An 11625-nucleotide genomic window follows, 5' to 3' on the forward strand; every position below is an offset into this window, starting at 1 on the left:
ACCGCACCGGGTCGCCTCGCCCGAACTCGTGGCGTTCGTTCGTCCCCGTTTCAGGTCCGACCGGCTAGGAGCTTCCCTGTGACCACAACCCTCGACCACCAGGCGGAGGACCGTCCGGTGGACGCGGCTGACGGCTCGCCCGATCCACGGCGCTGGCTCGCGCTCTGGATCATCGCTGTCGCGCAGCTCATGGTCGTCCTCGACGCCGCGATCATGAACATCGCGATCCCGCACGCGCAGGCCGATCTCGACATCTCCACCGCGAACCGGCAGTGGATCATCACCGCGTACACCGTGGCCTTCGGCGGTCTGCTGCTGCTCGGCGGGCGCGTCGCCGACTACCTGGGGCGCAAGCGGGCCTTCAGCTGGGGACTCCTCGGTTTCGCGCTGGCCTCGGCGCTGGGCGGCCTGGCCCCGAACGCCGGGCTGCTGTTCGCAGCGCGGGCGCTGCAGGGCGCGTTCGCGGCCCTGCTCGCGCCGGCCGCGCTGTCGCTGATCACCGTCGCCTTCACCGAAAGCCACGAGCGGGCCAAGGCGTTCGGCGTGTACGGAGCGATCTCCGGCGGTGGCGCCGCGATCGGTCTCATCGTCGGCGGCCTGCTCACCGAGTACGCCTCCTGGCGGTGGTGCCTGCTGGTGAACGTGCCGATCGCGATCATCACCGCGGTACTCGCGCTGCCGGTGGTGCGCGAGAGCCGGGCGGAGGGCGAGGCCCGCTACGACCTGCCCGGCGCGGTGACGGTGACCGCGGGCCTGGTGGCCCTGGTCTACGGCTTCACCGTGGCCGCCGAGGATGGCTGGGGCGACGCCCGCACCATCGGGCTGCTGGTTGGTGCGGCTGTGCTGCTCGTGGCCTTCGTCGTCGTCGAGTCCCGCACCAGCGCGCCGCTGCTGCCGCTGCGGGTGCCGTGGGAGCGCAACCGCGGCGGCTCGTTCCTGGCCTCGCTGCTGACCGGGGCCGGCCTGTTCGCGATGTTCCTGTTCCTGACGTACTACTTCCAGCAGACGCTCGGCTACAGCGCCCTGAAGACCGGCTTCGCGTNCCTGCCGTTCAGCGGCGGGATCATCGTCTCCGCGGGGCTTGCCAGCCAGTTCCTGCCGCGCGTCGGACCCCGGGTGCTGGCCGGCACCGGCACGACGCTCGCGGCGGTCGGGATGGCGCTGCTCCTCGGGGTTGGGACGGATTCGAGCTACGTCGTGCACATCCTGCCCTCCGAGCTGCTGATCAGCATCGGCATGGGCTTCTCGTTCGTGCCCCTGTCGAACCTCGCGCTGATCGGGGTCGCCCCGCACGACGCGGGGGTGGCCAGCGCGCTGGTCAACACGACCCAGCAGATCGGCGGGGCGCTGGGAACCGCGTTGCTCAACACCGTCTACGCGACGGCCGTCACCAACTACCTGGCCGATCACGGACGGGGNGGGAAGGCGCTTCTCGACCAGGCGCAGATCGAGGGCTACACCACGGCGTTCCTGTGGGGCGCCATCCTCATCGCGCTCGCGGCGGTGGTGATCGTCGTGCTCATCCGGGCCGGGCGGGAGTCGACTACCGACGTCGAGGTCGTCCCCGCGCACGCCGGCTGAGACCCGGGCCGGGCCGGCGTGAGCGACCGGCCCGGCCCGCGCCCGGCTGGCCGGCCGCCGCTTCGGTCAGTCCGCGAGGGTGACCTCGGCGGCTTCAGTCCCCGGCGTGGTCTGCCTCGCCGCGGTCTTGACGGTGACCATTCCGGCCTTTATCAGCCGCTGCAGCAGCACCCGCTGACCGGGGGCGAGCCGCGAGCCGAGCTCGCCGTAGACGACCGGACCGCGGCTGAGTATCTCCCACAGCTGCGGTGCGCCGTCGTGACTGTCCACCCCGCGCACCGAAAACCCCGTCGCGCCTGAGCCGGAATCGACGAGTGCGTCGGAATCGAACTCGAAACGGTGGCACGGTACTGGGGAGGCGGTCGGAGAAGGCACGCCGAGGCCGCCGTTCGCCTCGGCCGCCACCGGATCGGTCCAGTACTCGGCGACGGCGGCCCGTACCGCGGCGGGCGTGTCCAGTTCGAGGTCGGCCGGTGGGAGCACCGCTTTGAAGCCGGGGACATCCAGCGCCACGCCGGCCCGCATCCGGACTCCGGGAGCGGCGACCAGCACGGCGTCCGGTTCCGGCTCCGTCAGCATCACGTGCGCGCGAGCCTGCTGGTACGGACCGTCGATCGCCAGGTCGGACATTCGGCCGGTGCCGCGCGTCATGATCAGGAGCAGGTCGGGGGTGAACGCCGTGTTGAGCAGCGCGTCGAAGGACCGATCGGGCATGTCCAGATGCGGACTCGAATTGCGCCGGTGCCAGTATGCGCTGCCCGGGTTGTCCGCGCCGATCATGTGATACCACTGATCAATCGAGAGCGCGAACACCTCGGCCATTCCGTGCCACTCGTGGTCGTAGTCCTGCCACAGATCTCTCACCAGACCCGGGGAGAGTTCGGCGCGCAGCGTGGTGCGCAGCAGCAGCGCCGCCGAGGCCGCCTGGTTGGCCGCGAACGCGACCCCGGACGAGAAGAGGGGGTCCACGAAGTAGGAGGCATCGCCGATCAGGATCCAGTGCCGGTCGAGGTCGGCGAAGCGCTCATTGACCCGGGAGTAGTTGGTGACCGTCATCATCTGGTCGGAGATCGGCGTCACCTCGGCCACCAGGTCGGCCAGCCGCGGCACGCCGCGGACGGTGCGCAGAAAGACCTCGGAGTCCGTGAAGTCCTTCCCGGGTTCCTTCAGCACCTCCGGGCTCGTCACGATGCCGATCGAGTGCGTGAGCACCCGCTCCCCGTTCACGATCCTGGGGACGGGGATGTACCAGCACCAGCCGTCGGGAAACGCGAAGCAACCGATCGGCGAGAGGTTCTTCTCCCGGAAGATGTTCCAGTCGCCGTCGAGCCCCTGGGCCGGCAGGCCGCCCAGGTAGTGCTGCCAGATCGCGATGTTCCGGTAGCCGGACAACCATTCGCGAGGCTTTTTGGTGACCAGGCTCTGCTGGCGACCGGAGGCATCGACGAAGTACGCGCCGGACACGGCGGTGCCGTCGGCGAGCGTCACCTGACAGCCGTTGGCGGCCGCGGCGAAGTCGGTGACGGCCATCCCGGTGGTGACGTCGACTCCGAGGTCCCGGGCGTGTTCCAGCAGGATCTGGTCGAACTCTGAACGGTTGACGTGCAGTGCCCATCGGTGTACCCCGTCCACCGCCCAGTTCGCGTGGTCGAAGAACGCCCGGCTCGGACCCTGCCGCGCCCAGCTGTAGATACCGCCAAATTTCTTTACCCAGCAGTTGCTGGCCAGCACCTTCGCGAGCGCTCCGCTCTCTGCCAGCACCGGGATCAACGGGTGCGCGAACGACTCGCCGATGTGCTCGCGCGGGAACTCATCCTTCTCGAAGATCGCTACTTTCAGGTCCGACGTGCGGGCGAGCAGCGCGGCCAGTGTAGAGCCCGCCGGCCCGCCGCCGGCGATAATAACGTCGTAATGATCCCGCATGTCTTCTCCATTTCCTCGAATCTTTGCTCAGATCACATGAATGCGTTGGAGTCGCCGCGAGGAGGCCAGTGAGTAAGACCGTCGACCGTGTAGCAGCGCATGGTTGTCCGCGATCACGACATCGCCGGAACGCCATGCGTGCGCGTAGCTGACGGACGGGTCGTAGAGCCGGGCCGACAGATCGTCGAGAAAGTCCTCGCGATCATTCCGTGAGACGCCGTGGATGTCGAGGAACAGCGGATTGAGATATTCGGCTGGGTCGAGCGCCTCGGCAAAACGAAGAGTCGGCACACCCGTCACGGCATGGGGCACCACGAGGTCCTGCACGATGTGCCCGCCGTAGTGCTTGATCTTTTCGGTCTGGTAGTCGATCCGGACGCCGGCCCAGGTGTCACGCAGGTGCGCNGGCGNGGNGNAAATAANGNGGGNGGTGTCGNANAAAGTCGNCNCCCCGCCTCTATCCGGGTCGGGAGCGCGTAGGCAGCGGAACACGATGAAGCGTGGCGTGAGCCGGGCGAACGCGCCGTCCCAGTGGAAGGGCACCGGACCCGTGGTGAACAGGTAGTTCTGTGGGTCCTCGTGCACCGTCAGGTCCAGCACCTCCCCGAAGTCCCAGGTCAGGATCTCGCCCATTCGCCGGCAGTAGGCGACGAGATCGGTGGTCGAAGGAGATTGGAAACCTCGTAGCACCAGCAGCTTCGAATCCGCGACGAACCGGGTCAACTCCTCGGGTGGCACGGCGGTCAGATCCGTGTCACTGGATGATTCGATCAACAGTCCGAACGGATGCAGCGAACGCCGCGGCGCCGAGCTGGCGTCGACCAGTGCCCCGGCACTCACGAGACGGTCTCCTTCACCCTCGAATCCGTCCGCATGAGATGCGGAGCGACGAAGTGACTCGGTCGTCCATTGCGCCAGACCACCGACGCGTTCAGCTTTTCGGCGGTGCTGCGCTTTATCAGCGTGACACTGTTGCCGTCGTCCATGGCGACGCCATGCCAGGGAGTGAGCCAGTTGTCCCTGGTTCTGATCATATGGATGCCGATTTTCTCGGAATGGCAGGGCTGGGGGTGGATCGACAGGCGGACGGCGGACGGGAACTGCTCGGCGACGAGTCGGCTCCAGGCGTTGCTGCGGCGGACGATCTGGTAGGCGAGATCCTTGCTGGCGAGCCGGAGTTGAGTGCGGCTGGTCTCCGGGCGCAGCACCAGCAGATCCTCGAACACGAAACGGTGGATGCCGTTGAACTGCGTCTTCGTGGCTGGGCTCGTGGCGATCNGTTGGCGCAGTTCCGCCACCGTTGCGGCATAGTTTTCCTCCAGTTTCCTACGCAGCTCGGTGAAGTCACCGGCGCCGAACGCGTCGTCCAGTGAGTAGAGATCGATATTGTGTGCTCTGATGTCGACCAGCAGCGCCTCCAGGTCGCTGCGGTAGGACGAGATGGCCTCGTCGGAGACACTGATCAGATCCCCGAACACGTGCCCGTCCGAGCAGACCGTGATCCTGGCTCCGGGCTCATAGAAATGGCCGATGTGCTCACACATCGAGCGCAGAAAGTCGAGCGCGATGCGCTCGGCGAGATCCGGCAGCGAGCCGAGGACCTTCTGCCTGTTGGGTGACTTGGCCGGGAAAGCGAGGATCACGAAGTGGATCGGCTCGTTCTGGTTGATCCAGTACTCGATCTTTGGGCGATGGATGTCGAAGCAGAGCTCGCAGGGCTGGGCCGAGCAGACCTCCGTCGGATCGGAGAGCCGCCGGAACTGAAACAGCAGATCGATGATCTCTGTTGCGGTTTCGTTGGGCATGGCTGATTAAGACTCCCTCTTAGAGTCTGTTTTAGAAGTACTCCGGTCCGGTATTCCAGCCTGACAAAGAGGGCTGTGACCGGTCGGCACGCCGAGTACCGGGATTCGATCCCATGGTGTAGCGCCGTTCGCGGTCAAGACAAGATTCAAAGCGGGTTCTTGGAAGTCTTGACCTGCGGTGAGGGCAGATAGGCGTTGCGTCAGCTCAGGTGAGCGATTCGCTAGCCAATTTTCTTTTCCAGCGGCAGGCCCAGATCGCGCCAGCCGGCCCGGGGGGAATCGGGCACCGGGCTTTCACCCATGCCGTACTGAAGACCTGCGACGGTGAAACCCAGCAGACCGAGCAGGGCGACGAGCTGACTGGCCGTATGGCCCACCCAGCATACGATGATGATTGTCTTGTCCCGAGGGAGAAGAGCGAGGTTGCTGTCGGACAGCACGTCCTTGAACCACATGTTCACGGCACCCGGTATATGGCCCGCCGCATACGCCTCGGGGGTGCGGTTGTCAAGGACGAAGTATGCGTCCGGATGGGACTCCAGGGCTTTGGCCAGCTCGGGGGAAGTCATGTAGTTGAAGCGCGGCGGCATGTCGTCGACGTAGCGTCGACAACTCTCGAGCAGCCGTTGGTCAAGCACTACCATCAGCCAATCCTTTCTTCCTGAACAACTGGACATCACCACTCTGGGCGATACGTAGCAATTTAGCAACAAGGACTCCGCTGTCTCCTATGCGACAGACTGGAGGGAGATATCAGCGGGCACTACCGGCGGGCCGGGNTCACCCCTGACCCCACCGAACACGACAACAACCCCGTCCCACGGGGNGGGNAACGGGGNCGCGGACCTGCTCCTCAAGGAGCGATTCATTGAGGAGCGCGGGTACTGACGGGCTGGCCAGAAAGAAATCACTGGCCAGCGCCACTGACGCCGGATGTGCTGCGGGAGGAGGAAACGGCACGGCCCAGCGGAGGAGGCCGCGAGCGGGACGAGGGGAGCGGAGGCCTGGCAGGAGCAGCCGCATGGCCGCGGCCGAGTTCGATCCGATGAGAAGGCGGGCGGAACCCGCGCGACGATCTTCGGAAGTCCCGTCTAAGGCGACCGTGTCACCTTGAGGGCATTATCGAGGCTGGTTCCGCGAGGGGGTTTTCCGACACGCTGGCCGGGGGGATATCAACCCGCGTCGAGAGGGCGATCAGGGAAAGCAGGAAGGCGCCGGCAGCCATGCCCGCCGCGACGACGAAGGACACCTGAAAGGCATCGACCGTGCCGCTGAGCATCGCGGTCGGATCTCCGGGATGAGCTGCGAGATGATCGGAGATGACGCGGGCCGACACCGTCGAGAGAATCGAGACGCCGAGGGCCGCGCCGATCTCCTGGGAGGTGCTCAGGAGTCCTGCCTCAACCCCGGAGTCGTCGCTGTTGGAGCCGCTGAAGGCGGCCACGTTGAGCGCGGTGAGGGAGGTCGCGAGACCGGCGCCGCACAGCACGAGCGCCGGCAGCAGCACCGCCGTGTACCTGGTGTCGGCGTCGCCCCGGGACAGGAGGGCCACGCCGACAGTGAGGAGGACAAGGCCGACGAGCAGCGCGGGCTTGGGACCGCGCGCGGAACGACTCGCTGTCGCCTGGGCGACGTTGGCCGCGAGCGCGGCCGCGGTTGCCATCGGCACGAATGTCAGCCCGGCCTTCATCGGGCTGTAGCCGAGTACCTGCTGCACATACAGGGCCACCAGGAGGAAAGCCGACCCGAAGCTGGCCCACACGAGCAGGGTCGCGCCGTTGGCGACGCTGAGACCACGCCGGCGGAAGAGGGCCAACGGCATGAGCGGGTCGTCGCTGCGGCTCTCGATCACGATGAAGGCGATCAGAAGAACGGCGGCTGATCCGAACAGAGCAAGGATCGCCGGGCTGGTGAAACCGCGCTGCTCCGCCTGTGTGATGGCCACGACCAGCGAGAACATCGACCCCGTCGCGGTGAGCGCGCCGGCGATGTCGAAGCCGTGGTGAGAACGGGTGTCACGGGTTTCCGGCATGATCCTTCCGACCACGGCGAGCAGGAGTAGACAGAAGGGAATTTTGATCGCGAACGCCCACCGCCATCCCGGCCCGTCGGTGAGGACCCCGCCCGCCAAGACGCCCACCCCGGCCGCCGCGCTGGACACCGCACCGAACACCCCGAGCGCCTTGTTTCTGCTCGGCCCTTGCGGGTAGATCGCGTTGATCGTCCCCAGCGCGGCCGGGGCGAGCATGGCCGCACCGAGCCCCTCCAGGGCCCGCCCAGCGAGCAGCACGCCGGTCACGTTGGCGAGCGTGCACACCACGGTGCCGACCGCGAAGACCCCCGTGCCTAGCCGGAACAGTCGCCGTCGGCCGAGTAGATCGCCAGCCCTGCCACCCAGCAGGAGCAGGCTGCCCAGGGCTATCCCGTAGGCCGTGACCGTGTAGGGCTGGGTCTCGCGGCTCATCTGAAGATCGGCTGCCAGGCTGGGCAGCGCGACATTCACGCTGGACAGGCTGAACACGACCAGGAACTGGCCGAGGCACACGACCGGCAGCAGCAGTGGTGATGCCGCAGACTCCTTCGGCTGAGCGGACCTCGACATACGCGCCTCCACTCCCCCGAGACCGACTTCCATTTCGGAAGGGATCCTAGATGCTTCCGAAATGGAAGTCAACAGATACACTGGCCAGGTGCTTGACCAGCACGACGAGTCCGACTGCCCGGCCGCTCGCGCGCTCGGGCTGATCGGCGATCACTGGTCCCTGCTGATCATCCGAGAGGCGTTCGGCGGCGCTCGGCGCTACGACGACTTCCGAACCCGTCTGAAGATCTCCGATCACACCCTCACTCGGCGCCTCGACCGGCTCGTCGATCGAGGCATCCTGCAACGCAGGCTTTATCAGCCACGTCCACCTCGTTCGGAATACGAACTGACGTCGGCGGGCCGGGATCTCGCGCCGATCCTGATGGAACTCGGCCGATGGGGCTCCCGATGGACTACGGGAGCCGGCCCGGATCGATCGCTNCCCGCGAGCCTGCTCCGTGCCATGGACGAGTAACCCGGCCAGGAGCAGGAGCTTCCTGGAGCGGCTCCAGGTGTCAACGGCGGCGCGTCAGTGCGGCCGAAGGTCCAGGGCCGGCCCGGACGCCCGCGCGTGTCCCGTCGGACAAGGAGGCCGGTGGGGACCAGGCCGAGGCTCGTCGCGGCCAGTCTGATCACCCCCGGTATCCGCTGCCCGATCTCGACCGCGCCTTCACCGTACTGATCGACAGGCCGGCGGGATCCGCCAAAGCCTTGATCGAGATCTGTCGCGAAGAAGCATGACTGAAAACATGACTGCTATACGGACACATCATACGCCTATTATTGGCGTTTGGTGGCAAGTGATGGCAAACAAAGGATAAGCGCTAAATTAGGCATCAAGCTGTGCTAGAACCATCGCGGAGCGACGCCAGCCGAGGGGCGGGGCGTGACCGTCGGCGCAGATGCACGGACGGCCACGCATCTGTCGTGACGCCGCGGCGCATCCCACCCGTGCACCTGGGCAGACAGGAGGATGGTCATGGCAGCGCCGCGCAGGAGATCTTCGTCGGGATCGGGCCGGACGTCCGCCCGCCGCCGGCAACCGACCCGGTCCCGCCGGGCCGCTTCACGGACGAGGAGCCGACGGGAACGCAAACATGTCCATCTCGCCTGCTATCTCGCCTTCGGTGCCGCCGGGCTGTGGCTCACCCTGCGGGGCACGTGGATCGCGCTGCCGGTGGCCCTGCTCGTGATCACCGTGATGTTGGGATTCCGTTGGCCGACGCTCTGCCGGGCCTACCGGACCGACGACGGCATCTGCGAGACCCCGGTCAACGGCTGGCTCACCGGATGCGCGAGTCACGCCCCCTTCAAACGGCGCGATCTGCGGGCGGTCGCCTGGCCGCCGAACCGCGTCTCGCCGTTTCACCCGATCGTGCTCGCCCTGCGGATTCCACCGCGCGAGCCCGAGGCGCAGCCGGACCTCGACGGCGCTCCCCGCCGAGTCACCATGCGTAATCTCGTGACCTCGCTGGTACTCGCCGTCGCCGTGTTGATGACCGGATTCGGCCTCTTGCTCGGTGCGGCATGACCGGCGGGAGCGGGCCAGCCGACGGCTCCACCGGCCGGAGAACGGTCGGAGAACGCGGCTCTACAGTTCGGATTCCCCGGCCAGCATCGCCCGGGAGCTGAGCCGGAAACCGATGGTCCCGTCCACGATCTTTCGGATCACGGTGGCTTTCGGATCCCTGCCGCCGACACCGTCGACACCCAGGGCGCCCGCCAGGGCCCGTAGCTGCGGGACCGGAATCCGGCCCAGGGCAGCCAGGTGCTCCCGGGCTTCCTCCCGGCTCGCGGCGGCGACCAGTGTCGCGTGCAGCTTCTCGACGTCCACGGACGCCGGGAGCCGGGAGCCGTCCGCCGCGGCACGACCGCCCGGGTCTGCTGCCGTGGCCGTGGGCGTGGGCGCTGCTGTGGGCGTGGGCGCTGCTGTGGGCGTGGGCGCTGCTGTGGGCGTGGGCGCTGCTGGGGGCGGGGGGACGCCCGCGAGCCGCGCCCGACCCGCCACGAGATCGTCAAGCTGCCGGACGTCCAGGGTGTCGAGCAGATCGGACACCTGGCGCAGGAGAACAGCCCCGAGACGGGCCGCATCCCGACCCGGGTGGCTGGCGGGCCGACTGTCAGGAGCCATGGTTCGCCGTCCGGATGCGTTTGAGGAACTCCTCGACCAGGCTCTGCAGTTCCCAGGCGAGTTCCCGGCTGAGCTGCTCGGTGAGAATGGCGGGGAGCTGGGCGCGGGCCGCGCCGGCGAAGTGCTTGTTGCTCTCCCGAAGCATCGCATCGAAGACGGGCAGCCCGAGGCTTCTGGTCTGTGCTATGTAGGGCCGCAGCGCCGAGACGGGCTGACCACCGTAGTACTGGACCATCGTGAAGACGACGCCCAGAATCATCGGTTCCAGTTTCTTCACGGCCGGCCGGAGGTCGGCCTGCAGATCAGCGACCTGGTTGAATTCCCAGGTGAACCGGCGCAGCCGGGACTGCAGGTGATCGATTCCGAGGGTGGACAGCTCGTCCGGGCGGGCCGGGATGAGCAGCTGGTCGCTGGCCGCCACGGCGGACCTCGTGATGACGCCNAAGTTCGGCGGGCAGTCGATGAGCACCAGATCGTAGAGCCGCCCGGGCAGGGTGGCAAGCCCGGCCGCGAGACGCAGATAGACGTCGAAGTAGTGGCGTGTCGACCGGTGGATCTGTGCCCCACCCAACCGCGCGGCGAGATCCATCTCGACGTCGCCGAGGGCAAGGTGGGACGCGATCAGGTCGAGCCGGCCACCGTTATGCGCGATGCGGGAGTTCGCCACCGTGGGGGCGGTGACGAGTACCTCGAGTCCCGGCACCGGCCCGTCCATCCGCCAGGCTTCGAACCACTGTTTGATGGTCCGGCCCTCGGCGAGGTGCGCCCGCCAGTCCTCCGGCCGGTAGAAGGAGAAGGTGAGGCTCGCCTGCGGATCAAGATCGATCAGAAGAACCCGTTTTCCCCAGCGGGCGATCTCCGCGCCGATGTTCGCCGTCAGAGTGGTCTTTCCGACTCCGCCCTTGTAGTTCATGACGGAGACCACTTTCACGGTGTCACCGCTCTTGTGGATGACCGCGATATATTAAGGTAGCCGTCAGGTTGGCTTCGTGGACTTCGATGATGTGTCATCCGGCGGTCCCCCTGTCGCGCACTGGCGCCGTCGTCCGTACGCGTAACCCGCGCCGGCCTTCTTCCTGCCAGCACACCACGTGCCGTTGACGCCACTTCCAGGATCCCCCGGACGGGTGAGTGCCGTGCGTGGACATTTGGCCGCCGATGACCATCGATCGTCCAGCTGATCGCACGTTGGGAGGGTCGTGGGAGAGGTCGTAGGGCAGCCAGCCGCGCACCGGCTCCGGACTGCCGCCACGCTGGACCTAGCCGACTGGTGGGTACACCATGGTCAACTCAAGCGAAGTGGGACGGTACCAAGACGAAGGCCCGCAAGTCCGGCCGGACACCCCAAGCCGACCGTCTTCCGTCAGTGCCCCTGCTCACCTAGTGGTCGCCGCCGTTAGTTCGTCGGTGATGGGTGGTGGCGGGTAGGTAGAGGCCGGCGGCGAGGTCGAGGGCTGCTTCGGCGGTGCCGGTCGGTGAGCCGTCGGCCAGGACGGAGTCGGCGTAGTCGTCGTGGCTGGCGCGCCAGATCGCGAAGCCCCACTGGTTGGCGTAGCCGCCGTAGCGGAGCCGGCACAGGGGCTGGTCGTCGCCGTCGGGAT

10 protein-coding genes and 1 pseudogene are annotated in these 11625 nt (G+C 67.1%); 3 read left to right on the top strand and 8 right to left on the bottom strand.

Annotated elements, in window-relative coordinates:
- Window positions 1–78 precede the first annotated feature (78 nt).
- Window positions 79–1581, top strand: coding sequence for an MFS transporter (locus CED_RS18250; protein WP_035912619.1), 1503 nt, complete (start codon window positions 79–81; stop codon window positions 1579–1581).
- Window positions 1582–1647: 66 nt separating this feature from the next.
- Here the strand turns inward: CED_RS18250 and CED_RS18255 are convergent, their stop codons facing one another.
- From CED_RS18255 to CED_RS18275, 5 genes are all read right to left on the bottom strand, one after another.
- On the bottom strand, window positions 1648–3504 hold the full coding sequence (locus CED_RS18255; protein WP_011437146.1) for an NAD(P)/FAD-dependent oxidoreductase: 1857 nt from the start codon (window positions 3502–3504) through the stop codon (window positions 1648–1650).
- 27 nt (window positions 3505–3531) lie between these two features.
- Window positions 3532–4344 (bottom strand): TauD/TfdA family dioxygenase, encoded by an 813-nt coding sequence (locus CED_RS18260; protein WP_035912624.1) that lies wholly within the window; start codon window positions 4342–4344, stop codon window positions 3532–3534.
- The gene (locus CED_RS18265) at window positions 4341–5309 is read right to left on the bottom strand and encodes an L-tyrosine/L-tryptophan isonitrile synthase family protein (protein ID WP_035912627.1); all 969 of its coding nucleotides are present in this window, start codon (window positions 5307–5309) and stop codon (window positions 4341–4343) included. Before CED_RS18265 ends, CED_RS18260 begins: the two co-directional genes overlap by 4 nt.
- 221 nt (window positions 5310–5530) lie before the next feature.
- Window positions 5531–5953, bottom strand: coding sequence for a rhodanese-like domain-containing protein (locus CED_RS18270; protein WP_051868908.1), 423 nt, complete (start codon window positions 5951–5953; stop codon window positions 5531–5533).
- Between the two features lie 461 nt (window positions 5954–6414).
- Window positions 6415–7911, bottom strand: a complete 1497-nt coding sequence (locus tag CED_RS18275; RefSeq protein ID WP_011437142.1) for an MFS transporter — start codon at window positions 7909–7911, stop codon at window positions 6415–6417.
- Between the two features lie 88 nt (window positions 7912–7999).
- Here CED_RS18275 and CED_RS18280 point away from each other — a divergent pair, with 88 nt between their 5' ends.
- Window positions 8000–8368 (top strand): helix-turn-helix domain-containing protein, encoded by a 369-nt coding sequence (locus CED_RS18280; RefSeq protein ID WP_157858561.1) that lies wholly within the window; start codon window positions 8000–8002, stop codon window positions 8366–8368.
- A gap of 504 nt (window positions 8369–8872) precedes the next feature.
- Window positions 8873–9424 (top strand): hypothetical protein, encoded by a 552-nt coding sequence (locus CED_RS18285; RefSeq protein WP_011437140.1) that lies wholly within the window; start codon window positions 8873–8875, stop codon window positions 9422–9424.
- A 60-nt stretch (window positions 9425–9484) separates the two neighbouring features.
- On the opposite strand, the gene CED_RS18290 is transcribed toward CED_RS18285, so the two are convergent.
- The 3 genes and pseudogenes from CED_RS18290 to CED_RS18300 all read right to left on the bottom strand — a co-directional run.
- On the bottom strand, window positions 9485–10024 hold the full coding sequence (locus CED_RS18290; RefSeq protein ID WP_035912630.1) for a hypothetical protein: 540 nt from the start codon (window positions 10022–10024) through the stop codon (window positions 9485–9487).
- On the bottom strand, window positions 10014–10955 hold the full coding sequence (locus CED_RS18295; RefSeq protein WP_035912632.1) for a ParA family protein: 942 nt from the start codon (window positions 10953–10955) through the stop codon (window positions 10014–10016). The genes CED_RS18290 and CED_RS18295 overlap by 11 nt, the downstream gene beginning before the upstream one ends.
- 449 nt (window positions 10956–11404) lie before the next feature.
- A pseudogene (locus CED_RS18300) lies at window positions 11405–11625 on the bottom strand (hypothetical protein); the annotation flags it as partial.

Origin of the sequence: Frankia sp. CeD (genome assembly GCF_000732115.1) — a bacterium.
Classification (GTDB): Bacteria; Actinomycetota; Actinomycetes; order Frankiales; family Frankiaceae; genus Frankia; species Frankia casuarinae.

Bases quoted from the DNA above. Each gene is read 5' to 3' on its own strand.
- CED_RS18275 (WP_011437142.1), bottom strand. From the start codon at position 7,911: ATGTCGAGGTCCGCTCAGCCGAAGGAGTCTGCGGCATCACCACTGCTG.
- CED_RS18290 (WP_035912630.1), bottom strand. From the start codon at position 10,024: ATGGCTCCTGACAGTCGGCCCGCCAGCCACCCGGGTCGGGATGCGGCC.
- CED_RS18255 (WP_011437146.1), bottom strand. From the start codon at position 3,504: ATGCGGGATCATTACGACGTTATTATCGCCGGCGGCGGGCCGGCGGGC.
- CED_RS18270 (WP_051868908.1), bottom strand. From the start codon at position 5,953: ATGGTAGTGCTTGACCAACGGCTGCTCGAGAGTTGTCGACGCTACGTC.
- CED_RS18285 (WP_011437140.1), top strand. From the start codon at position 8,873: ATGGCAGCGCCGCGCAGGAGATCTTCGTCGGGATCGGGCCGGACGTCC.